Source organism: Cupriavidus sp. WGlv3 (genome assembly GCF_023952475.1).
GTDB classification, from domain to species: domain Bacteria; phylum Pseudomonadota; class Gammaproteobacteria; order Burkholderiales; family Burkholderiaceae; genus Cupriavidus; species Cupriavidus phytorum.
The window spans coordinates 1-26682 of sequence record NZ_JALHRX010000029.1; the positions used below are offsets into that span (position 1 = coordinate 1).

Below are 26682 nucleotides of genomic sequence, written 5' to 3' on the forward strand. Positions count from 1 at the left end.
GCTTGGGAGTGACGAGCGGTTGCGCTTCGGACATCTGGGTCTCCTTGGTGTGATGCCTGGTGTTGCCTGTCTTTGGTCGTGCAAGCGGCCGGGAAGGGATAGCCCCGCCCCGGCCGCGCCTGCGTCTGGTCGCTTACTTGCCCTTGCCTTGTGCGAACAGGGCGTCGAGCTTCTGCTCGAAGTCATGGTAGCCGATGCTCTCGTAGAGCTCGGCGCGGGTCTGCATGGTATCGACCACGTTCTTCTGCGTGCCGTCGCGGCGGATCGCCGCGTACACGTTTTCCGCAGCCTTGTTCATGGCGCGGAAGGCCGACAGCGGGTACAGCACCATCGACACGCCGGCGCCGCCCAGTTCCTCGGTGGTGAACAGCGGCGTGGCGCCGAATTCGGTGATGTTGGCCAGCACCGGCACCTTCACCGCGTCGACGAACTTGCGGTACATGCCAAGGTCGGTCATGGCTTCCGGGAAGATCGCGTCGGCGCCGGCTTCCACGCACGCCACCGCGCGCTCGATCGCCTTGTCCAGGCCTTCGACGGCGAGCGCGTCGGTGCGGGCCATGATGACGAAGTTGTCGTCGGTGCGGGCGTCGACGGCGGCCTTGATGCGGTCGACCATTTCGCCCTGGGTGACGATTTCCTTGTTGGGACGGTGGCCGCAGCGCTTGGCGCCGACCTGGTCCTCGATATGCATGGCCGCGGCGCCGAACTTGATCAGCGATTTGGTGGTGCGGGCCACGTTGAAGGCCGAGGCGCCGAAGCCGGTGTCGACGTCGACCAGCAGCGGCGTGTCGCACACGTCGGTAATGCGGCGGATGTCGGTCAGCACGTCGTCCAGGTTCGAGATGCCCAGGTCCGGCAGGCCCAGCGAGCCGGCCGCGACGCCGCCGCCCGACAGGTAGATGGCGCGGTAGCCGGCGCGCTTGGCCAGCAGCGCATGGTTGGCGTTGATGGCGCCGACCACCTGCAGCGGGTGTTCGTCGGCCAGCGCCTGGCGGAAGCGGGCGCCAGCGGAGCGCGCGAGGTCGGAAGCGGAGTAGGTCATGGCGTATGCGTTGGTGGACAGGACAAGCCAGATACTGCAAGGGCTGTGCCAGGCCTTGCGAATGCGGCCGGAAAGCCCGGAATCCCTTGCCATCGTTAGGCTGGCGGGCAGGGCGGCGGGTTTCGTCGTGGTCTCCATGCCAGGATTTCCGCACTTTTGAAATCCAAACCCTGAGTTTTGGAATTCAAAGTTGAAATCCCGGGCCGCGTAGCGGACAATGTGACAGCACTGTACGCCCGTTCCTCCTGCTTTTCATCCGACTTTCCTTCCGCACCGCATCATGGCTCCGCCCGTTTCCACGCAAGGCCGCCCGCGCATCTGGGCAATCGGCATCAGCCGCCTCGCGCGTGCCTTTGCCGACCTGATTCCTGCCTATGCCGACCGCGCCGAATTCCGCATCGTCGGCAAGGGTTTCGAGGCCGCCGCCAGCGCGGTGTCGCGCGAGGCGCGCGAGGGCCGGCTCGACGTGGTCGTCGCCGGCGGCTCCAACGGCGCCTACCTGCGCCAGCATGTCGACGTGCCGGTGGTGCTGGTCAAGGTCACGGGCTTCGACGTGATGAGCGCGCTGGCCACGGCGCGGCGGATCTCGCCGCGCGTGGCGCTGGTCACGCACGCGGCGACCTATGCCGAGGTCGACGAATTCGTCCGCGCGTTCTCGCTGTCGGTGCCGGCCTACACCTACCTGACCGAGGACGACGCCGTGGCGCGCGTGAAGGCGCTCAAGCAAGAGGGCATCCAGGTGGTGGTGGGCCCCGGCCTGGTGACTGACCTGGCCGACCGCTATGGCCTGACCGGCGTGTTCCTGTACTCCGGCAACTCGGTGCGCATGGCGCTGGAAGACGCGATCGAGGCCGCGCGCCTGCGCCGCATCGAGGCCACCCGGCGCGACTACGTCAACACCATCCTGGCGCACCTGAACGAGGGCGTGGCGGCGGTCGATGCGCAGGGGCGGATCCAGTCGTTCAACCCGGCCATGGAGCGCTTCCTCGGCACCTCCGCCGCCGCCGCGGTGGGGCGCAAGCTGCAGACGCTGGCGCCCAGCCTGGCGCTGGAAGGCGTGATGCAGACCGGCGACAAGGAGCTCGAGGCGATCCACAAGCTGGGCGACAAGATGGTGGTGGTCAACCGCATCCCGATCCTGGGCGAGGCCGGCACCACCGGCGCGGTGCTGACCATCCAGGACGCCAGCGCGATCCAGCGCGTCGACCGCAACCTGCGCTCGCGCAGCCGTGCGCGGCCGGCGGCGGTGCGCTACAGCCTCGACGACCTGGCCGGTACCTCGACGGTGATGACGGCGCTGCGCGAACTGGCGCGGCGCTACGCCGTGGTGGACTCGACCGTGCTGATCGGCGGCGAGAGCGGCACCGGCAAGGAGGTGCTGGCGCAAGGCATGCACGACGCCAGCCCGCGCCGCGCGTTCCCGTTCGTCGCGGTCAACTGCGCCGCCTTCCCCGAGGCGCTGCTGGAAAGCGAGCTGTTCGGCTATGAAGAGGGCGCCTTCACCGGCGCGCGCCGCGGCGGCAAGGCTGGCCTGTTCGAGTCGGCCCACAACGGCACGCTGTTTCTGGACGAGGTCGGCGACATGCCGTCCGCGCTGCAGACGCGCCTGCTGCGCGTGCTGCAGGAAAAGCAGGTGCTGCCGATCGGCGGGCTCGACGCGGTGCCGGTGAACGTGCGCGTGATCGCCGCCACCCATCGCGACCTGGCCGCGATGGTGCGCGACGGCAGCTTCCGCCAGGACTTGTATTACCGCCTCAACATCCTGCGCATCGCCATGCCGCCGCTGCGCGAGCGCGCCGAAGACCTGCCGGAGCTGGCCGAGCTGCTGTACCGCCGCGCGCAGGACCGGCTCGGGCTGGAACGGCCGCAGCGCCTGCCCGCGGCGGCGCGCGCGCGGCTGGCGCGCTACCGCTGGCCCGGCAATATCCGCGAGCTGGAAAACGTGACCGAGCGCATCGCGGTGCTGGTCGCCGGCCGCCGGCTCGACGGCGAGGCCCTGCAGCGCGAACTGCAGGCCGCCGCGCCCGAGCTGTTCGGCGAGGCCGCACTTGCCACTGCGCCCGCGCCCGGAGCCGAAGCCGCACCGGCGGTGCCGGCCGCGCGGGCGCGCCGCTCGCTGGCACGCGTCAAGCAATCCAGCGAGGTCGACCATATCCGGCGCGTGCTGGAAGAGTGCGGCGGCGACCGGACCGCCGCCTGCCATATCCTCGGCATCAGCCCGACCACGCTCTGGCGGCGGCTGAAGGCGGCCTAGCCTGGACGTTACCCTGCGGGGCTGGCCCGGCGGAACGGAATCGGCTGCAGCCCCTTGCCCTGCAGCCACGCTTCATTGAACAGCCGCCCCATATACAGGTCGCCACGGTCGCACAGCAGCGTGACGATGGTGTGCCCCGGCCCCATCTCGCGCGCCAGCGCCACCGCGGCGCCGACGTTGATGCCGGACGAGCCGCCCACGAACAGCCCTTCCTCGCGCAGCAGCCGGTAGACCATGTCGACGCAGGTCTGGTCGTCGATGCGCACGGCATCGTCGATCGGCGTGTCCTGCAGGTTGGCGGTGACGCGGCTGGAACCGATGCCTTCGGTGATCGAGCTGCCTTCGGCCTTGACCTCGCGGTGCTTGACGAAGTGATACAGGCCGCTGCCGTGCGGGTCGGCCAGCACGATGCGCACGCCCGGCTGGTGTTCCTTCAGGCAGCGCGCGATGCCCGCCAGCGAGCCGCCGGTGCCGGTGGCGCAGGTGAAGGCGTCGATATGGCCGGCGGTGGCCTGCCAGATCTCGGGGCCGGTGGTCTCGTAGTGGGCCTGGCGGTTGGCGAGGTTGTCGAACTGGTTGGCCCAGATCGCGTTATCGGTTTCGTCGGCGAGCCGGCCGGCAATCTTCTGGTAGTTGTCGGGATCGGCATACGGCTTGGCCGGTACCGCGCGCACCTCGGCGCCCAGCATGCGCAGCCGCTCCATCTTTTCCGGGGATTGCGTGTCGGGAATCACCACGATGCAGCGGTAGCCGCGCGCCGCGCACAGGTGCGCCAGGCCGATGCCGGTATTGCCGGCGGTGCCTTCGATCACCGTGCCGCCCGGCTTCAGCAGCCCGCGCCGCTCGGCGTCGCGGATGATGTAGAGCGCCGCGCGGTCCTTGACCGAGCCGCCGGGATTGAGAAATTCCGCCTTGCCGTAGATGTCGCAGCCGGTGTCGGCGCTCAGGCCGGCCAGCCGGATCAGCGGCGTGTGGCCGATGGTGCCGGCAAATCCATCCCTGACTTCCATGGTGCACTCCTGCCGCGCCCTTGGCGGGCGTCACCTTGATTGATAGGTCGGTGCGGCGGGAATGACAAGCGGGCGGAGCGCGGCGGCAGGCGCGCTGGAACAGCAGAAAGTGACCGGGATAGCGCCTTGCGCAAAGGCGGCACCGAGCCAGCGGGCTCAGGCGGCGTTGAGCCAGCGGAAGCTGAAATCGCCCTCGACGAAGTCGGAGCGCGCGGCGTGGAAATCGCGCATATACGGGCGGTTCAGGTGCGATTCGAGCGCGCGCTTGGAGTCCCAGACCATGTAGATGACGAACACCCGCGCGTCCTCGGCATCCTGCCCGACGTGGTAGTCCAGGCAGCCGGGCTCGGTCAGCCCGCGCGAGCGCAGCGCGGTGAGCTGGGAGACCAGCGCGTCGCGGCGGTGGGTCTTGGCACGGGCGATGCCGACTAGCGTGTACGTTCCGGACATGGGTGAACGGGGGCGACTGGCTGGGCGTCTGTGAGCACTGGGCCAGCCATTGTAGCGGCGGCCATGGCCGCGCCGGCAATGCCCGACGGCGCCGTCCGGGCATTCGGGCGGCGCTTGACAAGGGTGCGCGGCGCGGTTCCTGCCGTGGCCGGCGCTCAAGTTATGCCCGCCAGTGCCGATAGCCGGAACGACAACAAGAAAACCATCATCCGAGGGGTTGGCGCATGCTGAGACGCATTGGGTCGGAGCAATTGCAGGTCGGGATGTTCGTCGCCAGGCTGGGCGGGCCCTGGATCAACCATCCGTTCTGGCGCGCGCGCTTCCTGGTCGCCAGCGAGGAGCAGGTACGGCAGATCCAGTCGGCGGGCGTGCGCGAAATCTGGATCGATATCCTGAAGGGCCGCAATCTGCCGGCGCCGGAAGAGGCGGTCGACGCAGCCTCGGCCATTGCCACGGCCCAGCCTGCGCCCAGTGCCGGTGGCCCGGCTGACGCGCCGCCAGCCACCACGCTCGAAGCCGAGATCGTGCATGCGCGCGAACTGCTGCAATCCGGCAAGGCCGTGATCGGCTCGATGTTTGCCGACGTGCGCATGGGGCGGGCGCTGGAGGTCAGCGGCGCGCTGCTGCTGGTCGACGCGGCCTCGCGCTCGCTGTCGCGCCATGGGCAGGCGCTGCTGGCGCTGGCGCGGCTCAAGGCGCGCGGCGACGACAACTACCTGCATGCGTTCGCGGTCTGCGCGCTGATGATCGCGGTCGGCCGCACCCTGGGCCTGCCCGACGACGAGGTGCGCGAGCTGGGCCTGGCCGGCCTGGTGCATGACATCGGCAAGCTGACCGTGCCCGGCGCCGCCAACCTCCGCGCCGGCGAGCGCACCCCCGAGCAGGAGGAGGCCTACCGCCGCCATCCCTCGGCGGGCTACCGCATCCTCAACGAAGCGCGGCTTTATTCCAACATCCCGCTCGATGTCTGCGTCCACCACCATGAGCGCGTCGACGGGCGCGGCTTCCCGTTTGGCCTGGTCGGGCGCGAACTGAGCGTGCACGCCCGGATCGGCGCGATCTGCGATACCTATGACGCGCTCACCGCCAGCCACCCCGGGCACCAGCCATGGTCGCCGGCCCGCGCCATGGAATACATGGCGGTGCGCGTCGACACGCTGTTCGACCGGCGCGTGTTCAAGGCCTTCTCACGCACCGTCGGCATCTATCCGCTCGGCACCGTGCTGCGGCTGCGCTCCAACCGGCTGGCAGTGGTGTGCGCGCAGCATGACGCCGATCCGCTGCGGCCCAAGGTGATGGCGTTCTACTCGGTATCGCAGTCGCGGCCGGTGCCGACCGAACTGATCGACCTGCGCCATGGCGACGAGACCGTGGTGGCGTTCGAGAACGCGGCGGAGTGGGGCTTTACGGATGAGCAGTTGCTGGGGATGTATGCGCCGGCGGCGTGAGGCGGTCCCCGCCATTGCGCGGGGAGTGTCATCCCGCCAGCCACCGCCCTTGCCTGAGCCGCTCATGCAGGAAATCCCCCAGCACCCGCACGCGCGCGCTGTGCCGCAGGTCGGGGTGGGTCAGCACCCACAGATCGGTGTCCATGGCGGCATCGGGCGGCGCCAGCCGCACCAGCGCCGGATCGTCGTCGGCCAGCAGGCACAGCAGCATGCCGGCGCCCATGCCATGCCGGACCGCATCCGCCATCGCCACCAGGCTGTCGGCGCTGACCACGCGGCGCGGCTCCGGCACGTGCTCGCGGATCCAGCGTGCCTGTGCCAGGTGCGACAGGGCTTCGTCCGGCACGACCCAGTCATAGGCCGGCCAGTCCGCCAGCGCGGGGCTGTTCGCCGCGGCCGGCAGGCCGAGCTGCCGCAGGTAGCTGCCCGCCGCGTACGGCGCTGTCTGGAGCCGGCCGATGCGGCGGCCCACGAGATATTCCGGCGGCGTGTTGGCCGGGCGGATCGCCACGTCGGCCTCGCGCCGGCTCAGGCTGAGGAAGCTGTTGTTGACGACCAGTTGCAGCTGGATGCGCGGATGCTGCGCGCGGAATTCGGCAAACAGCGGCATCAGCAGAGCGCCCAGCAGCGTGTCGGTGGTGGTGACGCGCAACGGGCCGCTCAACTGGCGGTCGAGGCCGGACAGCTGGCGCTGCGCCGCATCGATCTGTTCGCCGACCCCGGCCAGCCGTTGCGCCAGCGCCTCGCCGGCCGCGGTCATGGCGTAGCCCGTGGCATGGCGCTCGAACAGCAGCGTGCCGAGGGTGTCTTCCAGCCGCGCCAGCCGGCGCAGCACGGTGGAATGGTTGACATGCAGGGCGCGCGCGGCACCGGCCAGCGAGCCGGACTGGCCCACGGCGAGAAAGTATTTCAGGTCGTCCCAGTCTGCTTCCTGCATGTTTGCATAATCCTTTTGCAAGATTGGCCAGTTCTCGTGCGGATCCGCACAGCCTACAGTGGCTTGGCGTGGCCGGCAATGGATGCCGGCGCGCGCGAAGCTCAGGGAGGAAAAAACATGGCGATGGCGTGGACGCTGCTGGTGCTGGCGGGGCTGATCGAGATCGTGATGGCGCTGGCGCTTAAACATACCGATGGCTGGACCCGCCTGGGCCCGACGGCGCTGGGCATCGGCGCCGCGCTGGCCAGCATCTACCTGCTCAGCGCGGCCCTGCGGCACCTGCCGGTGGGGACGGCCTATGCGATCTGGACGGGGATCGGCGCGATCGGCGTGACACTGATCGGCATCCTGTTCCTGGGCGAGAGCGCGTCGCCGCTGCGGCTGGTGCTGATCGGGCTGATCTTCGTCGGCATCGGCGGGCTCAAGCTGCTGCCGGCCTAGCCCGCTTCCGCACGGCATGCGAGGGGGGCAGGGCGCGTTCGGTACACTATCTGGCCTAGTCAAAGGCCCGAGTCGCCCCGCCATGAATTTCGATGCCCTGCTGGAGCTGTTCCAGCAACGTATTCCCACCCACCCGTGGGCGCAGATCGCGCTGTACCTGCTCGCGCTATGCCTGATTGCCGCGCTGGCGCAATGGCTGTTCGGCCATGTGATGTCGCGCATCGCCCACCGGCTGCTGAAGGTGTGGGGCAAGACCCCGTGGAGCACGGCGCTGACGCGCCATCGGGCCTACCGGCGCTTCGGGTATGCGGTGGGCTTTGCCGTGATCACCGTCGGCATCGGCGAAGTGCCGCACATGGGCCGCTATGCGCTGGCGATCGAGCGCCTCGCGCATGCCAGCCTGTGGGTGTGCTTCTTCCTGATGCTGGGCGGCGTGCTGGGGGCCTGGCAGGACGTGTACGCCAGCAGCCGCCGGGCGCAGACGCGTTCGATCAAGGGCTATATCCAGGTGGGCCGGCTGGGGCTGGGACTGGTGTGCGCGGTGCTGGTGCTGTCGATCCTGATCAACCGCTCGCCGCTGTGGATGCTGTCCGGCCTGGGCGCGCTGTCGGCGGTGCTGCTGCTGGTGTTCAAGGACACGCTGCTGTCGCTGGTCGCGAGCACGCAGCTGACCTCCAACGACATGCTGCGCATCGGCGACTGGATCGAAATGCCCCAGTGCAACGCCGACGGCTACGTCAAGGACATCGCGCTGCATACGGTCAAGGTGCAGAACTGGGACAACACCGTGACCACGGTGCCGACCTACAAGCTGTTCTCGGAGAGCTATCGCAACTACCGGCAGATGTTCGAGTCGGGCGCGCGCCGGATCAAGCGCACCTTGCGATTGGATGCCGGCAGCGTGCGCTTCCTGGAGGACCGCGAGGTGCAGGCGCTGATGCGCTTCCGCCTGCTGCATGACTACCTCGAAGAAAAGCAGCGCGAGGTCGACGAGGCCAACCGGTTGCTGATCGCCGCCGGCAACGACCCGGTCAACCGGCGCCGGCTGACCAATATCGGCACCTTCCGCGCCTATGGCATCGCCTACCTGAAGGCGCACCCCGAGATCCACCATGACCTGCTGCTGAACGTGCGCATGATGGAGCCCGATTCGCAGGGCATCCCGGTCGAGATCTACTGCTTCACCGCGCTCACCGCGTGGATGGACTACGAGCGCATCCAGGGCGACGTGTTCGACCACCTGCTGGCAATCCTGCCGGAACTGGGCCTGCGGCTGTACCAGGCGCCGTCGGGCGCCGACCTGAACGGCGTGCGCATCGCGCCGGTGCTTGCGGCCGCGCAGGTGGCGGCGGCGCAGGCGGTCCAGCATGCCCCGGCCAACGGCGCTGCCGCGGGCAGCCATCCGCTGTAGCGGGGCGCGCTTCGGCGCTGCCAGCGTTGCGGCGGCTCAGCCGACCGCGCGCGGGCGCACGCGGCTGGCGGCTTCCTTCGCGCGCGTGCGCGCGGTGTCGACGTCGTCGGCGTAGGCCAGCGCCACGCCCATGCGGCGGCGGGCGAAGCTCTCCGGCTTGCCGAACAGCCGCAGCTCGGTCTGCGGCACCCGCAGGGCCTGGTCGACGCCGTCGAAGACCACCCCCTGGGCCTCGACGCCGCCGTAGATCACGGCGCTGGCGCCGGGGCTGCGCAGCGTGGTGTCGACCGGCAGGCCGAGGATGGCGCGCGCATGCAGCTCGAATTCGTTCTGCCACTGCGTGGCCATGGTGACCATGCCGGTGTCGTGCGGGCGCGGGCTGACCTCGCTGAACCAGACCTGCTCGCCCTTGACGAACAGCTCGACGCCGAACAGGCCCATGCCGCCCAGGTCGGCGGTAACCGCCTGCGCGATGCGCTGGGCGCTGGCGAGCGCAGCCGGATGCATCGGCTGCGGCTGCCAGCTCTCGACATAGTCGCCGCTGACCTGCACGTGGCCGATCGGCGCGCAGAACTGCGTTTCCACCTGGCCGCTGGCACCCACCGCGCGCACCGTCAGCAGCGTGATCTCGTAGTCGAAATCGATAAAGCCCTCGACGATCACGCGGCCGTGGCTGACGCGGCCGCCGGCCATGGCGTAGTCCCACGCCGCCTGCACGCCCTCGGGGCCGTCGATCTTGCTCTGGCCCTTGCCGGAGCTGCTCATCACCGGCTTGACCACGCACGGGTAGCCGATGCCGCCGTCGATCGCGGCCTGCAGCTCCGCGAGCGAATCGCAGAACTGGTAGGGGCTGGTGGGCAGGCCGAGCGACTCGGCGGCGAGCCGGCGGATGCCTTCGCGGTCCATGGTCAGGCGCGCGGCGCGGGCGGTCGGAATTACGCGCACGGTGCCGGCGGCTTCCAGCGTTTCCAGCATCGGTGTGGCGATGGCCTCGATCTCGGGCACCACCAGGTGCGGCTTCTCGGCTTCGATCAGCGCCTTGAGCTGTTCCGGGTCGCTCATGGCGATGGTGCGCGCGTGGTGCGCGACCTGCTGGCCCGGTGCGTGGTCATAGCGGTCGACGGCGATGGTCTCGACGCCGAGGCGCTGCAGCGCGATCAGCACCTCCTTGCCGAGCTCGCCGGAGCCGAGCAGCATCACTTTGGTGGCGGAGGGGGAAAGGGGCGTTCCGAGGGTGGTCATGGCGGCGGGGCGGCGAAGCGCAGGGAAAACCGCGATTGTACGTGCTGCCGAGCGCGCCGGCGCCGCCGGGCCTAGTCTTCGGCGTCGCGCGAGCCGGTGGGGCGTCGCGCCGCCTGGTCCTTGCGGTCGGCCGCCTCGGCCTCGGCCGGGCTCGAGGCGACGCCGTACATGCCGTGGCGCGGCGTGCCCGGGGGCAGGTTGCCGAGATCGGTGGGCTGGTAGGGGTGCGGCCCCGGCGGCGGCTGCGAGGTGTCGCTGGACGGATGCGCGCGGCCGCTCAGCTTCTCGTCGCGGGTCACGCTGTGGCCGCCGTAGTGGTAGTCGGTCAGCGAGCCTTCATGCGCGGGCGCCGAAGGGGCCGGCGCGCCGGAGATATCGGCCACGCGTACCGGGATCGACGGATAGACCTGCTGGGCGCCCGCGATCGCCATCTCGGGCGAGTCGAACTCGCCGTCGAGCCGCTCCGGCGCGCCCTTGCCGGTGCGCATTTCCAGGTGCCAGCGGCCGTCTTCCGGGCCGCACACCAGGATTTCCTGTTCGGTCGAGGTCATGGGGGCCTCCTTGGGTCTGAGCGTTGCGTCTCTGCGCAGACAGGCACGAACCGTTCCAGCGGCACCCCCGCGCCGTAGCGGCCTGTGCGGTTGCCGCGTGACGCCAGATTTACAACCTGCGCCGATTCTTACCGCTGGCGCGGGGCACCGGACGGCTCAGGGCGTCGCCATCAACGGCGGCCGCGGCCGCGTCACCACCGCGAAAGCGATCTGCGCGAGCCCCGCCGCCAGCCCCAGCGCCACCCCGGCCTGCCAGGCCACGGTATAGGAGCCGAGCGCGTCATAGACCAGCCCGCCGCCGAAGGCGCCGACAAAGCTGCCGATCTGGTGGCTGAAGAAGGCCACGCCGCCCAGCATCGCCTGCCAGCGCAGGCCGAAGGTCTCGGCGATCCAGCCCGACACCAGCGGCGCCACCCCCAGCCACAAAAAGCCCATCACCGCGGCGAACACCAGCGTGCTTTGCGGCGTCGGTGCCGACGAGAAATACCAGGTCAGCGCCAGCGAACGCAGCGTATAGATGCCGCCCAGCAGCATCAGCTTGTTGTAGCGGCCGCCGGCCCAGCCGAAGAAGATGCTGCCCAGCACGTTGAAGCCGCCGATCACGCCCAGCGCCTCGGCGCTCAGCATCGGGTCCATGCCGCACACGTCCAGATACGACGGCAGGTGCGTGGTCAGGAACACCAGCTGCATGCCGCAGACAAAGTACGCCAGCGCCATCACCACGAACGGCGCGTGGCGCAGCGCGGTGCCCAGCGCCTGGCGCGCGTTGTCCTGGCCAATCCCCGCCGGTGTCGCCAGCGGCAGCCGGTCGACGCGCCCGGCCGACCACGCCGCCGGCAGCATCACCAGCGCCAGCAGCACGAACGCGGCCAGCCCGGTGCGCCAGCCATACGCCTGCGTCACCATCTGCCCGATCGGCGCCGCCAGCAGCGCGCCCAGCGAACCGGCGCCCGACACCAGCCCCAGCACCGTGCTGCGCAGCGCCGCCGGCACCGGCCGCGCCGCCACCGCCATTGCCAGCGCGCTGCCGGTGCAGGCCATCGACGCGCCGATGGCCACGCCCGCGCCGAGCGTGACGCCGACCAGGCTGTGCGCGGTCGCCAGCAGCACCAGCCCGATCACGTACAGCAGCGAGCCCGCCATCATCAGCGGACGGAAGCCGATGCGCGTGGCCCAGGCGCCGGCGAGCGGCTGCAGCAGGCCCCACGCCAGGTTCTGCACGGCGATGGCGACGGTGAAATCCGACACCGAGATGCCGATGTCGCGCGTCAGCGGCGGCATGAAGATGCCCAGGCTCTGGCGCAGGCCCATGGCCAGGCTGAGCATCACGGACGCGCCGAGCAGGATCGGCAGCGCCGGGCGCAGGCCTGCATAGCGGGAAGGGGCGGGGGAGAGGGGCACGGTTGGTCTCGTCGCGGGGTTATCGTTATCGTTGTGGGCCCCGGGCGCCTTCCATGTCTGCAATGTCTGTGATTTAAGCGGGCACTGAATATACCGCAGGGTAGGGCGAGGGTATGCCGCGGCGCCCCGCCGTGTCAATTTGGCTTTGGGCCGGGCGGCCTTCCGTTTTCGTAAAGGCGGCCCGGCCAGGCCCCGGCGGGATCAATCCAGGCTGACCTTCGACGCGCGGATGGTCTCGCCCCAGCGCTGGATTTCGCCGCGCACCAGCGCGGCGAACTTCGGCTGCGGTTCGCCGCCGGCAACGCCGCCCATGTCGCGCAAGCGCGCGACCACCTCGGGATCGCGCATGGCCCTGCCCAGCGCCTCCTGCAGCGCCGTGGCCACCGCCGGCGGGGTCTTGGCCGGGGCGAAGAAGCCCAGCCAGCCCATCACCACGAAGTCCTTGACGCCGGCTTGCGCCATGGTGGGCACGTCGGGCAGCGCGGGCAGGCGCTCGGCGCTGGTCACCGCCAGCGCGCGCAGCTTGCCGGCGCGGATCTGCGGCAGCGCTTGCGTCAGGTTGTCGAACATGAAGGTGGTTTCGCCCGCCAGCACCGAAGTGGTCGCCGGCGTCGAGCCCTTGTACGGCACGTGGATGACCTCGGTGCCGGTGCGCAGCCGGAACAGTTCCGCGGTCAGGTGGGTGGTCTGGCCGATGCCGGCCGAGGCATAGGAATACTTGCCCGGCGACTGCTTGAGCTGCGCCACCAGCTCGGCCACACTGCGCACTGGCGCCTGCGCGCCGACCACCAGCACGTTGGCGAACGAGATCAGGTCGGTCAGCGGCAGGAAATCCTGCGGCTGGTAGGACAGCTGCTTGTAGGCGCTGTAGTTGATGGCATGCGAGCCGGTATTGCCGACCAGCAGCGTGTAGCCGTCCGGCGCCGCGCGCATGAGGGCCTGCGTGCCGATGATGCCGCCGCTGCCGGGCTTGTTGTCGACCACCACCGGCTGGCCGAGGATCGCCGACAGCTTCTGCGCCACCAGCCGCGTCGGGATATCGGTGGTGCCGCCGGGCGCGCCGGGCACGATGATGGTGATGGGCCGCTCGGGCCAGGCGGCGGCATGCGCGGCCGCGGGGACCATGCAGGGCAGCGCCGCGGCAGTGGCCAGCAGCAGTGCTGCGCTGCGATGGGCCAGCGCTGGGGCCAGCGATGGGAACAACGATGCGGGCAGCTTGGGTGTCATGGGTCTCCTCCACGTATGTTTATGGGCTGCTTGGCAAGGCAAGAACGGCCGGCTTGCGGCCGGCCGTTCTCAGTTCAGGTGCGGGCGTTTCACTTGCCCGTCCACACCGGCTTGCGCTTCTCGGCGAAGGCGGCGGCGCCCTCGCGCGCGTCGGCCGAGGTAAAGACCGGGTCGATCAGCGGCTTCTGCTTCACGAACATTTCCTCGCGGGTCCAGTCGCCGGACTGCGCCACCACCTGCTTGCTGGCGGCGATGGCCAGCGGCCCGTTGGCGCCGACCGCGTCGGCCAGCTGCAGCGCGGCGTCGAGCGCGCCGCCGGCATCGGTCAGGCGGTTGACCAGGCCCAGCTCGTAGGCGCGCTCGGCCGGCAGCATGTCGCCGGTCAGCGCGTATTCCATCGCCACGTGGTAGGGCACGCGGCGCGGCAGGCGGATCAGGCCTCCGGCGGCGGCGGCCAGGCCGCGCTTGACCTCGGGCAGGCCGAACTTGGCCGCGCGCGAGGCCACCACCAGGTCGCACGCCAGCACGAGTTCGAAGCCGCCGGCGAGCGCATAGCCCTCGACCGCGGCAATCAGCACCTTGCGCGGCGGCTGCTCGGTCACGCCGCCGAAGCCGCGGCCGGGAATGCTCGGGCGCTTGCCGGCCAGAAAGCCCTTCAGGTCCATGCCGGAGCAGAAGGTGCCGCCGGCACCGGTCAGCACCGCCAGGCTCAGGTCAGCGCGCGCGTCGAGTTCATCCAGCGCGGCGGCAATCGCGGTGGCGGTCTCGAAGTCCATCGCATTGCGGGCCTCGGGACGGTTGATGGTCAGCACCATCACGTTGCCGCGGATTTCCTTCAGCAGGGTATCGCTCATCAGTTCTCTCCTGTCTGGTCGGCCGGTTCAGCGCGGTGCCATGCGGATGGCGCCGTCCAGGCGGATGGTTTCGCCGTTGAGCATCGGGTTCTCGAGGATATGCAGCGCGGTCGAGGCGTATTCGTCGGGCGCGCCCAGGCGCGCCGGGTGCGGCACCATGGCGCCGAGCGAGGCGCGCACGTTCTCCGGCAGCTTGGCCAGCAGCGGGGTGTCGAACAGCCCCGGGGCGATGGTGCAGACGCGGATCGCGCGTTGCGCCAGGTCGCGCGCGGCCACCAGCGTCATGCCGACGATGCCGGCCTTGGCCGAGGCATAGGGAATCTGGCCGATCTGGCCTTCGTAGGCCGCCACCGACGCGGTCAGCACGCAGGCGCCGCGTTCGCCGTCGACCAGCTCGTTCTTCGCCATGCGCGCGGCACCGAGTCGCAGCGCGTTGAAGGTGCCGATCAGGTTGATGCGCACGATCGACTCGTACTTTTCCAGCGAGCCCGGCGAGCCGTCTTTCTCGACCACGCGCACCGGGCCGCCCAGGCCGGCGCAATGGATCAGCGCGCGCAGCGGGGCGATGGCCTCGGCGGCGTCGTAGACCGCGTTCATCTGGTCGGTGTCGGTCACGTCGGCCTTGACGAAGCGGACCTTGCCGCCGAACTCGTCGACCACGGCGTTGCCGCGCTCTTCCGACAGGTCGGCGATGACCACGTCGACGCCGCGTTCCACCAGGCGCCGCACGCAGGCCAGGCCCAGGCCGGAAGCGCCGCCGGTGACGACGGCGGACATATTGGTCAGTTTCATGGGTGTCTCCTTGATTGGGGATCGGGATGGCGGAATGGGGCAGGGCGCCGCTTACAGGCGCTCGATGATGGTGGCGTTGGCCATGCCGCCGGCTTCGCACATCGACTGCAGGCCATAGCGCTGGCCGCTGTCTTCCAGCGCATGCAGCATGGTGGTCATCAGCCGCACGCCCGAGGCGCCCAGCGGATGGCCCAGCGCGATCGCGCCGCCGCGCGGGTTCAGGCGCGCCGGGTCGGCGCCGAGCGCGCGCTGCCAGGCCAGCGGCACGCAGGCAAAGGCTTCGTTGATTTCGTAGTGGTCGATCTGCTCCAGCTTCAGGCCGCTCTTCTTGATGGCACGCTGGCTGGCGGGAATGGGAGCGGTCAGCATCGCGATCGGGTCGTCGCCGCAGACGTCGAACGCGACGAAGCGCGCGCGCGGCTTCAAACCCAGGCGCTGCGCCATCGCTTCGCTCATCAGCAGCATCGCGGCGGCGCCGTCGCTGATCTGCGAAGCATTGCCCGCGGTCACGTTCCAGCCGATCTGCGGGAAGCGCGCGCTCAGCTCGTCGTTGCGGAACGACGCCTGCAGCGTGCCCAGCTTCTCCACCGAGGTGCCGGGGCGGATGGTCTCGTCGTGCTCGACCACGCCGTTGGGGGTGCTGATGCCGACGATCTCGCGGCGGAACGCGCCGCTTTCGCGCGCGGCGGCGGCCAGTTCGTGCGAGCGGGCCGAGTAGCCGTCCATCTGCTCGCGCGACAGCTCATACTTTGCCGCGACCAGCTCGGCCGCGACGCCCTGCGACACCAGGCCCGGTGCGTAGCGCGCCTCCATCGACGGGCCATACGGGTTCTGGCCGATGCGCGCCGAGCCCATCGGCACCCGGCTCATCGACTCGATGCCGCAGGCGATGACGATGTCATAGGCGCCGGCCATGATGCCCTGCGCGGCAAAGTGCACCGCCTGCTGGCTCGAGCCGCACTTGCGGTCGATGGTGGTAGCCGGCACGTGCTCGGGGAACCCCGCCGCCAGCCACGCCACCCGGCCGGGGCCGGCGGATTGCTCGCCCGCCTGCGTCACGCAGCCGGTGATGACGTCGTCGACCAGGCCCGGGTCCAGCCGGTTGCGCTCGACCAGGGCCTTGAGCACCTGCGCCAGCAGTTCGGTGGCATGGAGTTCGGTAAAGGCCGAGCCCGGCTTGGAGCGGCCCATCGGGCTGCGGATGGCGTCGACGATGACGGCTTGTTGCATGCGAAGTCTCCTGAGAAAGCTGAGCGTTGCGAGTCGTGCGAGGGATATTGAGACGTCTGTATCGAAAAGTGATCGTCCGATACGATGAATTGGGATTCTGGCGTCGGAAAAACGCCATGTAAACGTAAAAAGCGTGGTTTGACTTTCGAAAAGGCGAAGGGCAACATCCGGGTTTTGAGACCCGAGTATCAAAAAACTCCATATCCAGGTCCTGCGATGACTAATGCTCCACATGCCTCCGTGGCCCCACCGTCCGCCGATGCCGAGGGCGAGGCGCGCCTTGTCAGCGCGCTGGCGCGCGGCGTCTCGATCCTCAACTGCTTCTCGCCAACGGTGCAGGAACTGAGCAGCCGGGAACTGATGGAGCGCACCGGCCTGGCCAAACCGACCCTGTTCCGGCTGCTCGACACGCTGTGCGGGCTGGGCCTGCTGCATTACTCGGAACGGCTGTCGCGCTATGTGCCCGGCGTCGGCCTGATCAACCTGGCGGCGCCGGCGCTGGCGCGCATGACCATCCGCCAGCTGGCGCGTCCGGCGATGCAGGACCTGGCCGACCATATTGCCGGGCAGGTCGAGCTGATCGTCGGCAGCGGCCATGCGCTGACCTATGTCGAGATCGCGCAGGGCGTCGGCAGCCATGTGTTCCGGCCCGAGGTCGGCACGCGCGTATCGGCCTCGCGCACCGGCTCGGGGCGTGCCTACCTGCTGCGGCTGGACCAGCCCGAGCGCGAGGCCTACCTGGCCCAGCTGCGCGCCACCGATCCCGCGCGCGCCGACTGGCTGCAGGCGCGCCTGGACGATGCCGCGCGCGACCTGCAGGAGCACGGCTTCTGCCGCGGCCATCGCGACCTGCACCGCGAGGTGGAATCGGTGGCCGTGCCGCTGCGCACGCGCCGCGACGGCGAGGCGTGGATCTTCGCCGCGTCGGTGCCGGTGTTCAGCCAGCAGAGCAAGCAGCTGGAGGAAGATATCGGCCCGCGCCTGGTCAGCCTGGTGCGCAATGTCGAAGGCGCGCTGGGCGTGGCGGGATAGGGCCACGCCGGCGAGATTGCGGCGGCCGCTTCAGTTGCCGGTAAAGACCGGCGTGCGCTTGTCCAGGAAGGCCTGCACCGCTTCGCGGTGGTCGGCGGTCTGGTGCGACAGCGCCTGGAAGCCGGCCGACAGTTCCAGCAGCGTATCCAGCCGGGTATGCATGGCTTCGCGCATCAGGCGCTTGGCCAGCCGCACCGCGTGCGGCGGATTGGCGGCGATGCGGCCGGCCAGTTCATAGGCGGTGGGCAGCAGCGCGTCGGGTGCCACCACGCGCGACACCAGGTTCCATTCGAGAGCCAGCCTGGCGTCGATCGGCTGGCCGGTAAAGGTCATCTCGGCCGCCCGTGACAGGCCGATCACGCGCGGCAGCAGCCATGCGCCGCCATCGCCGGGAATGATGCCCAGCTTGACGAAGGACTCGGCAAACTGCGCGCGTTCCGAGGCAATGCGGATGTCGCACATGCAGGCCAGGTCCAGCCCCGCGCCCATGGCCGCGCCGTTGACCGCGGCGATTACCGGCACCTCGAGGTTGAACAGTGCCAGCGGCAGCCGCTGGATGCCGCGGCGGTAGTCCTGGCGGATCTCCATGCCGGGCACCGTGCCGGACGCCTGGCGCTCCATGTCCTTGATATTGCCGCCCGACGAGAACGCCGTGCCGGCGCCGGTGATCACCACCGCGCGCACGCTGCCGTCGCCGTGGATGCGGTCGATCGCGTCCAGGAATTCCGCCACCGCGGTATTGCCGGTAAGCGGGTTGCGCCGCTCGGGCTCGTTCATGGTCAGGGTGACGATGTGGTCCTGCTGTTCGTAGAGAAGGAACTGGCTCATGTGGGGGGCTCCGGGTAGCAATGCGGGGGTCTGTCCTGGCGCCAAGGCTAAGCGACGGTGGCCGGCAGCGTCCAATATTCATTTGTTGCAGGGTGATATCCGCTGGATATTGGGGGCGTGGCCCGGCCGCCGCTCGTCGAGAAGATCAAAGCCTTTATCCAGGGCACCGCGGACGCGGTGCGGCCCAAGCCCTGAGCACGGGCAAGGGCCGCGCCGGGGCTCAGTCCTCGGCCTGGAAGCCGGTCGCCTCGACGATCGGCTTCCACGCGGCGCGCTCGACCTGGATGCGGCGGCGGGCCTCCTGCCCGGGGCGCGCCACCACTTCCAGCCCCAGCGCCTCCAGCTTCGCCGCGGTGGCGGGGTTGGCCGACGCGGCCAGGAACATCTTCTCCACCTGCGCCAGCACGTCCGGCTGGGTGCCGGCGGGCACGAACACGCCGTACCAGCTGGTGGCGTGTTCATACTGGCTGAAGCCCTGTTCCTTCATGGTGGGCACCTCGGGCAGCGCCTTGGCGCGGCGCGCGCCGCTGACGCCGAGGAAGCGCAGCTTGCCGCCCTTGTACAGCGGCATCATGCTGGCCACCGCGTCCCAGCCGATCGACACATTGCCGCTGACCACGTCGACCAGCATCGGCGATGCCCCGCGATACGCCGCCGGCGTGATGGCGATGCCTTCGGCCTTGCCCAGCGCCACCGTGCCCAGGTGGCCGGCGCTGCCGATGGTGGCCAGGCCCAGGCTGGCGTTGCCCGGGTTGCGCCTGGCCCAGCCGACGTACTCCTTCATGTTCTGGTACGGCTGCTGCACGCCGGTCACGACCGCGGTCGGCACGTCGGTCAGCACCGCCGCGGGCACCAGGTCCTTGTCGGCGTCGTACGACAGCTTCTTGTAGGTCAGCGGGAAGATGGTGAACAGCGGCGATGGGCCGATGAACACGGTCTTGCCGTCCGGCCTGGCGCGCTTCACGTAGTCGAGCGCGAGCCGCGCCGACGCGCCCGGGCGGTTCTCGACCACCACGGTGCCGTGGCCGTCCTGGCGCAGCTGCTCGGCATACAGGCGCGCCAGGCTGTCGGCGGCGCCGCCAGGAGCATAGCCGACGATGATATGCATCGGCTCGGGGTCGGCCGCGCTGGCTGGCGCGGCAAGGGCAAGGGCGGTGGCAGCGGCAGCGGCCAGCGCCAGCACGCGGCGCTTCGGTCGGAAGGATTGGGTCATGGCAGTCGGCAGGTCATGGGGTAAGGCGGTCAGGTTCTCAGGGCAGGGCGGGCCACTGGCCGGTGAAGTCGTGCACGGATTCGAACAGGGCCGCGGCGCGCAGCAGCGCGGCATCGCCGCGGATCCGTCCCACCAGCTGCAGGCCGACCGGCAGGCCGTCCTGGCCAAAGCCGCACGGCAGGCTGATGGCGGGATGCCCGGTCAGGTTGAACGGCATGGTCCACGGGAACCAGCTTGCGCGCACATCGGGGCAGGCCTGCCCGTCGATCTCGATCTGGCCGAACAGGTCCTGCTCCAGCGGCAGCGCGGTGCGCGTGAGCGTGGGCATGGCGAGCCAGTCGGCATCCGCCAGCAGCGCCTGCACCCGCAGAAACAGCTGCGAACGCGCGAACATGGCCTGCTGGTATTCCACCGCGGTGAACGCGGCGGCGGACTCGACCTGGCGCACGAAGGTCGGGCTCAGCGCGTCGCGGTGCTGCGCCACGATCGGCGCAAAGCGCGTGCGCCACACCGTATGGTTGATGGTGCGCCAGACCGGCTCGATGTCGAAGCCATCGCCGCTGAACGGCTCCAGTTCCGCGCCGAGCCCGCGCAGCTGCGCCAGGCTGGCTTCGAACGCGCGCGCCACATCGGCGGCCACCGGCCGCCCCGGCGGCGCCAGGCAATAGCGGATGCGGCGGCCGCGCAAGTCGCCGTGCGGGCGTGCGGCGTCGACATAGTCGGGCACCGGCACGCCGATCGACCACGGATCGCACGCGTGCTCGCCGGCCATGGCCTGCAGCATCAGGCCGGTGTCCGCCACCGTGCGCGTGGTGGGGGTCACGTAGGTCTGGTTGCCGAACAGGTCCTGGGCCTGGCTGTGCGGCACCACGCCCTGGCTTTGCTTGATCCCGACCACGCCATTGCACGCGGCCGGGATGCGGGTCGAGCCGCCGCCGTCGGTCGCTACCGCCAGCGGGGCGATGCCGCTCGCCACCGCCACCGCGGCGCCGCCGCTGGAGCCGCCGCTGGTGCGCCCGGCATGCCAGGCATTGCGGGTGCGGCCGAACAGCGGCGCATCGGTCAGGCACTTGGAGCCGAACTCCGGCGTGGTGGTCTTGCCCACCAGGATCGCGCCCTGCGCGCGCAGCCGTGCTACCGCCACGGCGTCTTCGGCGGGCACGTGGTCGCGCATCGGCACCGCGCCAAAGGTGGTGCGCACGCCCGCGGTGTTGACGATGTCCTTCACCGTGAAGGGAATGCCGTGCAGCGCGCCCAGCGGCGCGCCGGACATCAGCTGCGCTTCGGCCGCGCGCGCCGCGGCCATGGCCTCGTCCGCGCACAGCGTGATCAGGCAGTTCAGCGCGGGCTGCAGCCGGGCCGCGCGCTCCAGCACGGCCGCGGTCAGCTCGACCGGCGAAATCTCCTTGCGCCGGATGCGCTGCTGCAGTTCGGCTGCGCTGGCAAGGCAAAGCGCGTCGCTCATGGGTGGTGGCTCCGGAAGGTTGGGGGCGTGGGGCGCGGTGGTTCCGCCATCTTACAACTTGCTGTGCGGGGCTTCCCGCATGGCAGCCCGGATGACCTGGCGCGGGTGCGGCCTGCCCATCGCGACACGCCTTCGGTTCCCTGCGCGATACGATGATTTTTTTTGCAAATCGCGCCAATTGACTGGCACAGCCGGCGCAATGCCGGCAGAATCCGGACAGTAGCGGCCGCAATCGCCCACCGAGATCTGCCACACCATGACCACCGCCCCGACACTCCGACTCCGACACTGCGCCCCATCTGCAACCCGGCTGACCCTGCGCCGCAAGGCCGGCTGGCATCTGCCGGCCCCGGGCAACGACTGAAGGGGCGGGCATGGCGCTGCCGCTGCTGCTTGCGCTGCCGCTGCTGGCCGCGGCACTGACGTGGTTGATCGGCACGCGTGTCCCGCGGCTGCTGGCGCCGGTCATCATCGGCCTGCCGCTGGCCGCGCTGATGCTGCTGCTGAGCCTGCGCGGCGAGGTCTTCGCGCAGCCGGGGCACGCACTGGGCTGGCGCGTGGCGTGGCTGCCCGCGCTCGGGCTGGACCTGTCGCTGCGCCTCGACGGGCTGGCGTTCCTGTTCGCGCTGCTGGTGCTGGGCGTGGGCCTGCTGGTGATCCTGTATGCGCGCTACTACCTGGCGCGCAATGAATCGGCGGTGCGCTTCTTCTGCCTGCTGCTGCTGTTCATGGCGGCGATGCTGGGCGTGGTGCTGGCGGGCAACCTGCTGTTGCTGGTGGTGTTCTGGGAGCTGACCAGCATCCTGTCGTTCCTGCTGATCGGCTTCTGGTCGTGGCGCGCCGATGCGCGCCAGGGCGCGCGCATGGCGTTGGCGGTGACCGGCGGCGGCGGGCTGGCGCTGTTGGCGGGGGTGCTGCTGCTGGGCCATATCTGCGGCAGTTTCGAGCTGTCAGTGGTGCTGGCGCAGGCCGGCAAGGTCCAGCACCACCCGCTGTACCTGCCGATGCTGGTGCTGGTGCTGCTGGCGGTGTTCACCAAGTCGGCGCAGTTTCCGTTCAGCTTCTGGCTGCCGCACGCGATGGCCGCGCCCACGCCGGTCTCGGCCTACCTGCACTCGGCCACCATGGTCAAGGCCGGCGTGTTCCTGCTGGCGCGGCTCTATCCGGTGCTGGACGGCACCAACAGCTGGTTCTACCTGGTCAGCATGACGGGGCTGGCCACGCTGATCGTCGGCGCCGGGCTGGCGCTGCTGCAGCGCGACCTGAAGGGCCTGCTGGCGTATTCCACCATCAGCCACCTGGGGCTGATCACGCTGCTGTTCGGCCTCGACACCCAGCTCAGCACGGTGGCGGCGATCTTCCACATCATCAACCACGCGGTGTTCAAGGCGTCATTGTTCATGGCCGCCGGCATCATCGACCATGAAACCGGCACGCGCGACCTGGACCGCCTGCGCGGCCTGGCCCGCTATATGCCCCATACCGCGGTGCTGGCGATCGTGGCGTCGCTGTCGATGGCGGGGGTGCCGCTGTTCAACGGCTTCCTCAGCAAGGAAATGTTCTTCGGCGAGACCCTGGCGCAGGGGCTGCTGGGCGAGTTCAACTGGGTGATCCCGGCCGCGGCGACCATGGCCGGCGCGCTGACCATGGCGTACTCGCTGCGCTTCATCTACGGCGTGTTCTTCGGCGGGGGCCGGCCCGACCTGCCCAACTATCCGCCGCACGAGCCGCCGCGCTTCATGAAGGTGCCGGTGGAATTCCTGGTGGTGATCTGCCTGGTGGTCGGGCTGGTGCCGGCCTACACCGTCGGCGACCTGCTCGCGGCCGCGTCGCTGGCGACGCTGCGCGCGCCGCTGCCCGAATACAGCCTGAACCTGTGGCACGGGGTCAACCTGCCGCTGGTGATGAGCCTGGTGTCGATGGCCGGCGGCGCGACCCTGTTCTTCCTGCGCCGCGACGCGCTGCGGCGCTGGCAACAGGCGATCGAGCACCTGAGCGCGCGGCGCTCGTTCGAACACGGCATGCGCGCGCTGGAACGCTTTGCCGCGGCGGTCACGCGCTGGCTCGAAGACGGCTCGCTGCCGACCTATATCGCCTGGATGCTGCTGCCGATGCTGGCGCTGCCGGCGTATTTCCTGGCCGACCTGGCAGCGCTGTCCGGCAGCGTGCCGGCCGGCGCCATCGATCCGATCGGCGCGGCCACGCTGGTCTTGCTGGCGCTGTGCGCGATCGCCGTGGTGGCGACGCACCGGCAGCGGCTGCTGGCGCTGGTGCTGCTGAGCGGCTGCGGGCTGATGGTGTCGCTGGCGTTCCTGCGCTTCTCGGCGCCGGACCTGGCGCTGACCCAGATCTCGGTCGAGGTGGTGACCATCCTGCTGCTGGTGCTGGCGCTGTTCTACCTGCCGCGCGAAACTCACGACCGCCCGCGCGCCGGCCGCCGCATGCGCGACGCCGTGCTGGCGCTGGGCGGCGGCACGCTGCTGGCGGTGGCCGCCTACGCGGTGATGACGCGGCCGTATGACCCGGTGTCGACGTTCTACCTCGAGCAGGCGGTGCCGGGGGGCGGCGGGCACAACGTGGTCAACGTGCTGCTGGTCGACTTCCGCGGCTTCGACACGCTCGGCGAGATCTGCGTGCTGCTGGTCGCCGGGTTGGCGGTGCAGGCCCTGCTCAAGGGCATGCGCCTGCCGACGCCGTCGGCGGCGCCGGACGGCCTGCCGTGGACCAGCCAGGCGCATCCGCTGCTGCTGGCGATGCTGGCGCGGCTGATGCTGCCGCTGACGCTGCTGGTGGCGGCCTTTATCCTGCTGCGCGGGCACAACCAGCCGGGCGGGGGCTTTATCGCGGCGCTGATCACCTCGGTGGCGCTGCTGCTGCAATACGTCGCCAACGGCGTGCGCTGGACCGAAGCACGCATCGCGCCGGACTACCGCGCCATCGCCGGCGCCGGCATCCTGCTGGCGGGGCTGACCGGCCTCGGCAGCCTGGCCTTCGGCTATCCGTTCCTGACCACCGCCTTCGGCCACTTCCACCTGCCGGGCATCGGCGAGGTGGAGCTGGCCACGGCGATGATCTTCGACCTGGGAGTGTTCTGCACCGTGACCGGAACCACGCTGGTGATCGTGTCTCATCTGGGCGTCCGCAACCTGCCGCCGGCACAGGCCACGGAGGACGACTGATGGCCGCGCTCTACGCCATCGCCATTGGCATCCTGACCGCCGCCGGCATCTACCTGCTGCTGCGCGAGCGCGTGTTCACGGTGGTGCTGGGGCTGACGCTGCTGTCGTATGCGGTCAGCCTGTTCCTGCTGGGCATGGGGCGACTGTCGATCGGCCGGCCGCCGGTGATCGCGCCGGGAGCCAGCTATGCCGATCCGCTGCCGCAGGCGCTGGTGCTGACCGCCATCGTCATTGCCTTCGGCATGACCGCGTTCGCGGTGGTGCTGGCGCTGCGCTCGCTCGGGCTGACCGGCAGCGACCATGTCGACGCCGCCGGCCAGCCGGGGGCGCACGACGGCCATGCTGCCGACAAGGAGGCGCGGCCATGAACCATGCCGTGCTGCTGCCCATCCTGATCCCGATGTTCGCCGGCGCGCTGCTGACGGCGATGCCGGCCCAGCGGCTGCACGCGCAGCGCGTGGCCAGCGCGGTGGCGACGCTGCTGCTGGTGCCGGTGGCGGTGCTGCTGCTGCGCCATGCCGCCGGCGGCGATATCGCGGTCTATGCCATGGGCAACTGGAGCGCGCCGTTCGGCATCGTGCTGCAGCTTGACCGCACCGGCGCGCTGATGCTGGCGCTGACCGCGCTGCTGGCGGTGGCCGCGCTGGCCGCGGCGGGCGAGGGCACGGCGCGCCAGGGGCGGCACTTCCACGCGCTGTTCCAGTTCCAGCTGATGGGCCTGAACGGTGCGTTCCTGGCGGGCGACCTGTTCAACCTGTTCGTCTTCTTCGAGATCCTGCTGATCGCTTCCTATGCGCTGCTGGTGCATGGAGCGGGGCGCGCGCGCATCGGCGCCGGCCTGCACTACGTGATCCTGAACCTGGTGGCGTCGTCGTTCTTCCTGGTGGCGATCGGCGTGCTGTACGGGCTCTCGGGCACGCTCAACATGGCGCACCTGGGGCTGCGCCTGGCCGGGCTGCCGGGCCAGGACCTGCCGCTGGCGGTGGCCGCGGGCGCGATGCTGATGCTGGTGTTCGCGCTCAAGGCGGCGCTGTTCCCGCTGTACTTCTGGCTGCCGCGCGCCTATGGCAGCGCAACCGGGCCGGTGGCGGCGCTGTTCGCCATCATGACCAAGGTCGGCATCTATGCCATGCTGCGTTGCGACGCGCTGATCTTCGGCGGCGCGCAGGGGCTGCTGGGACCGTTCCTGCACGACTGGGTGTTCGCGCTGGCGCTGGCCACGCTGGCGGTCGGCGCGCTGGGCGCGCTGGCCGCGACGGCGCTGCGCGCCACGACCAGCTACCTGGTGGTGGCATCGGTCGGGCTGCTGGCGGCGTGCGTGTCGATGCAAAGCCAGGCCGGCTGGGCCGCGGCGCTGTACTACCTGCTCAGCACCACGCTGTGCACGGCCGCGCTGTTCCTGCTGGCCGATGCGCTCGAGCCCGAAGCCGCGCGCACCGACGGCGCGCCGGTCATTGCCTCGCGCCTGGCGGGGCTGCTGTACCTGGTGGGCATGGTCGCGGCGGTGGGCCTGCCGCCGCTGTCGGGCTTCCTCGGCAAGGCCATGATCCTGCGCGCCACGCCGGCGCCGTGGATACCGGTGCTGTGGCCGGCGGTGCTTGGCTCGAGCCTGCTGCTGCTGATCGCCGTGTCGCGCACCGGCACGCGGCTGCTGTGGCGCCTGCCGCATGAGGCGCAGCGCGTCGCCGAAGGCGCCGAATACCTGGATGAAGACCATCCCGGCGCGGCGCGCCTGCGGGTGCGGCCGGACGCGCGCAAGCTGGCCTGCTGCATGCTGCTGCTGGCCGGCAACCTGGCGCTGACGGTGGGCGCGCGTCCGGTCAGCGATTACGTGGCGGATGCCGCCGCGCAACTGCTGGACCGCGCCGCCTACCTGCGGGCGGTACTGCCCGGCGAGCGGGGGTAGGCCATGTTGCGTCGTCTGCTGCCCCATCCCTGGCTGAGCCTGATCCTGATGCTGATGTGGCTGATGCTGGCGCAGAGCATGGCGCCGGGCCACTGGCTGCTGGGCGCGGCGCTGGGCTGGGCCATCGGCCGGCTGGCCGACCGCTGGCTGGTGCTGGGCGCGTTCCGCCTGTCGCGCCCGGACCTGATCCTGCGCCTGAGCTGCCATGTGCTGATCGATATCGTCAAGGCCAACCTGGAAGTGGCGGTGATGGTGCTGGGACGCACCGCGCGGCTGCGCCCGGCATTTATCGTAGTGCCGCTCGATGTCGAGCATGAACTCGCCACCACCGCGCTGATCAGCATCGTCTCGCTCAGCCCCGGCACGCTGTGCGCCGAACTGAGCGACGACCGCCGCGCCTTGCTGGTCCATGTGCTGGACCTGGAGGAAGAAGCCGCGCTGGTCGCGCTGATCAAGTCGCGCTATGAAACCCCGCTCAAGGAGATCTTCCAATGCTTGCCATCGTGATTCCGGTCTGCCTGGCGATCCTGGGCCTGGCCTTCCTGCTGACGCTGGGCCGGCTGCTGCGCGGGCCCAGCCTGCCCGACCGCATCGTCGCGCTCGACACGCTCAACATCAACGCCATCGCGCTGATCGTGGTGCTGGGCATCAGCCTGGACTCGGCGGTGTTCTTCGAGGCCGCGCTGCTGATCGCGGTGATGGGCTTCGTTGCCACCGTGGCGCTGTCGAAGTACCTGCAGCGCGGCGATATCATCGAATACTAGGAGGC

24 protein-coding genes are annotated in these 26682 nt (G+C 70.1%); 10 read left to right on the forward strand and 14 right to left on the reverse strand.

The features are described 5' to 3' along the window. Positions 1–133: 133 nt before the first annotated feature. Positions 134–1042 (reverse strand): methylisocitrate lyase, encoded by a 909-nt coding sequence (gene prpB / locus MKD38_RS27930; protein WP_252682213.1) that lies wholly within the window; start codon positions 1040–1042, stop codon positions 134–136. A 280-nt stretch (positions 1043–1322) separates the two neighbouring features. On the opposite strand from prpB, the gene prpR reads away from it, so the two are divergent. Beyond that, a complete protein-coding gene (gene prpR, locus MKD38_RS27935; protein ID WP_252682215.1) occupies positions 1323–3296 on the forward strand; it encodes a propionate catabolism operon regulatory protein PrpR in 1974 nt (657 codons plus the stop codon). A gap of 8 nt (positions 3297–3304) precedes the next feature. Here the strand turns inward: prpR and MKD38_RS27940 are convergent, their stop codons facing one another. Further along, positions 3305–4306 carry a cysteine synthase A gene (locus tag MKD38_RS27940; protein ID WP_252682217.1) on the reverse strand — a complete coding sequence of 334 codons (1002 nt, stop codon included), beginning with the start codon at positions 4304–4306 and terminating at the stop codon, positions 3305–3307. A gap of 156 nt (positions 4307–4462) precedes the next feature. Then, positions 4463–4756 (reverse strand): putative quinol monooxygenase, encoded by a 294-nt coding sequence (locus MKD38_RS27945; protein ID WP_252682219.1) that lies wholly within the window; start codon positions 4754–4756, stop codon positions 4463–4465. A gap of 224 nt (positions 4757–4980) precedes the next feature. Between MKD38_RS27945 and MKD38_RS27950 the strand changes: the two genes are divergently transcribed. Beyond that, positions 4981–6204 carry an HD-GYP domain-containing protein gene (locus MKD38_RS27950; RefSeq protein ID WP_252682221.1) on the forward strand — a complete coding sequence of 408 codons (1224 nt, stop codon included), beginning with the start codon at positions 4981–4983 and terminating at the stop codon, positions 6202–6204. A 28-nt stretch (positions 6205–6232) separates the two neighbouring features. On the opposite strand, the gene MKD38_RS27955 is transcribed toward MKD38_RS27950, so the two are convergent. Further along, positions 6233–7141, reverse strand: a complete 909-nt coding sequence (locus MKD38_RS27955) for a LysR family transcriptional regulator (RefSeq protein WP_252682223.1) — start codon at positions 7139–7141, stop codon at positions 6233–6235. Positions 7142–7264: 123 nt separating this feature from the next. Here MKD38_RS27955 and MKD38_RS27960 point away from each other — a divergent pair, with 123 nt between their 5' ends. Together MKD38_RS27960 and MKD38_RS27965 are read left to right on the forward strand one after the other, a co-directional pair. Next, positions 7265–7582: a DMT family transporter gene (locus MKD38_RS27960; protein WP_025586332.1), complete on the forward strand. Its 318-nt coding sequence runs from the start codon at positions 7265–7267 to the stop codon at positions 7580–7582. A gap of 82 nt (positions 7583–7664) precedes the next feature. Next, complete coding sequence (locus MKD38_RS27965) at positions 7665–8993, forward strand: mechanosensitive ion channel family protein (RefSeq protein WP_252682225.1); 1329 nt, start codon at positions 7665–7667, stop codon at positions 8991–8993. A gap of 36 nt (positions 8994–9029) precedes the next feature. Here the strand turns inward: MKD38_RS27965 and purT are convergent, their stop codons facing one another. The 7 genes from purT to MKD38_RS28000 form a co-directional block, all read right to left on the reverse strand. After that, entirely contained in the window at positions 9030–10235 is a 1206-nt protein-coding gene (gene purT / locus MKD38_RS27970; RefSeq protein ID WP_252682227.1) for a formate-dependent phosphoribosylglycinamide formyltransferase, read from the reverse strand. A 71-nt stretch (positions 10236–10306) separates the two neighbouring features. After that, on the reverse strand, positions 10307–10786 hold the full coding sequence (locus MKD38_RS27975; protein ID WP_252682229.1) for a hypothetical protein: 480 nt from the start codon (positions 10784–10786) through the stop codon (positions 10307–10309). A gap of 156 nt (positions 10787–10942) precedes the next feature. Next, positions 10943–12187, reverse strand: coding sequence for an MFS transporter (locus tag MKD38_RS27980; RefSeq protein WP_252682231.1), 1245 nt, complete (start codon positions 12185–12187; stop codon positions 10943–10945). 201 nt (positions 12188–12388) lie between these two features. Then, the gene (locus MKD38_RS27985; RefSeq protein WP_252682233.1) at positions 12389–13414 is read right to left on the reverse strand and encodes a Bug family tripartite tricarboxylate transporter substrate binding protein; all 1026 of its coding nucleotides are present in this window, start codon (positions 13412–13414) and stop codon (positions 12389–12391) included. 89 nt (positions 13415–13503) lie between these two features. Next, positions 13504–14268, reverse strand: coding sequence for a crotonase/enoyl-CoA hydratase family protein (locus MKD38_RS27990; protein ID WP_252682235.1), 765 nt, complete (start codon positions 14266–14268; stop codon positions 13504–13506). 27 nt (positions 14269–14295) lie between these two features. Next, complete coding sequence (locus tag MKD38_RS27995) at positions 14296–15060, reverse strand: SDR family NAD(P)-dependent oxidoreductase (RefSeq protein WP_252682237.1); 765 nt, start codon at positions 15058–15060, stop codon at positions 14296–14298. A gap of 51 nt (positions 15061–15111) precedes the next feature. Beyond that, positions 15112–16290: a thiolase family protein gene (locus MKD38_RS28000; RefSeq protein WP_252682239.1), complete on the reverse strand. Its 1179-nt coding sequence runs from the start codon at positions 16288–16290 to the stop codon at positions 15112–15114. 216 nt (positions 16291–16506) lie between these two features. On the opposite strand from MKD38_RS28000, the gene MKD38_RS28005 reads away from it, so the two are divergent. Then, positions 16507–17322, forward strand: a complete 816-nt coding sequence (locus MKD38_RS28005; RefSeq protein ID WP_252682241.1) for an IclR family transcriptional regulator — start codon at positions 16507–16509, stop codon at positions 17320–17322. A 30-nt stretch (positions 17323–17352) separates the two neighbouring features. Here the strand turns inward: MKD38_RS28005 and MKD38_RS28010 are convergent, their stop codons facing one another. The 3 genes from MKD38_RS28010 to MKD38_RS28020 all read right to left on the reverse strand — a co-directional run bounded on the left by MKD38_RS28010 (position 17353) and on the right by MKD38_RS28020 (position 20828). Next, positions 17353–18150, reverse strand: a complete 798-nt coding sequence (locus MKD38_RS28010; RefSeq protein ID WP_252682243.1) for a crotonase/enoyl-CoA hydratase family protein — start codon at positions 18148–18150, stop codon at positions 17353–17355. 220 nt (positions 18151–18370) lie between these two features. After that, positions 18371–19363 (reverse strand): Bug family tripartite tricarboxylate transporter substrate binding protein, encoded by a 993-nt coding sequence (locus MKD38_RS28015; RefSeq protein ID WP_252682245.1) that lies wholly within the window; start codon positions 19361–19363, stop codon positions 18371–18373. Between the two features lie 37 nt (positions 19364–19400). Beyond that, complete coding sequence (locus MKD38_RS28020; protein ID WP_252682247.1) at positions 19401–20828, reverse strand: amidase; 1428 nt, start codon at positions 20826–20828, stop codon at positions 19401–19403. Between the two features lie 374 nt (positions 20829–21202). Between MKD38_RS28020 and MKD38_RS28025 the strand changes: the two genes are divergently transcribed. From MKD38_RS28025 to MKD38_RS28045, 5 genes are read left to right on the forward strand one after another with little or no spacing between them, the layout of a single operon-like run. Next, positions 21203–24007: a monovalent cation/H+ antiporter subunit A gene (locus MKD38_RS28025; protein WP_252682248.1), complete on the forward strand. Its 2805-nt coding sequence runs from the start codon at positions 21203–21205 to the stop codon at positions 24005–24007. After that, a complete protein-coding gene (locus tag MKD38_RS28030) occupies positions 24007–24375 on the forward strand; it encodes a Na+/H+ antiporter subunit C (RefSeq protein ID WP_252682249.1) in 369 nt (122 codons plus the stop codon). The genes MKD38_RS28025 and MKD38_RS28030 overlap by 1 nt, the downstream gene beginning before the upstream one ends. Next, positions 24372–25913: a monovalent cation/H+ antiporter subunit D gene (locus MKD38_RS28035; RefSeq protein WP_252682250.1), complete on the forward strand. Its 1542-nt coding sequence runs from the start codon at positions 24372–24374 to the stop codon at positions 25911–25913. Before MKD38_RS28030 ends, MKD38_RS28035 begins: the two co-directional genes overlap by 4 nt. Before the next feature lie 3 nt (positions 25914–25916). Beyond that, positions 25917–26420, forward strand: a complete 504-nt coding sequence (locus tag MKD38_RS28040; RefSeq protein ID WP_252682251.1) for a Na+/H+ antiporter subunit E — start codon at positions 25917–25919, stop codon at positions 26418–26420. Beyond that, positions 26405–26677 carry a K+/H+ antiporter subunit F gene (locus MKD38_RS28045; RefSeq protein ID WP_025586311.1) on the forward strand — a complete coding sequence of 91 codons (273 nt, stop codon included), beginning with the start codon at positions 26405–26407 and terminating at the stop codon, positions 26675–26677. The genes MKD38_RS28040 and MKD38_RS28045 overlap by 16 nt, the downstream gene beginning before the upstream one ends. The last annotated feature ends 5 nt before the right edge of the window (positions 26678–26682 follow it).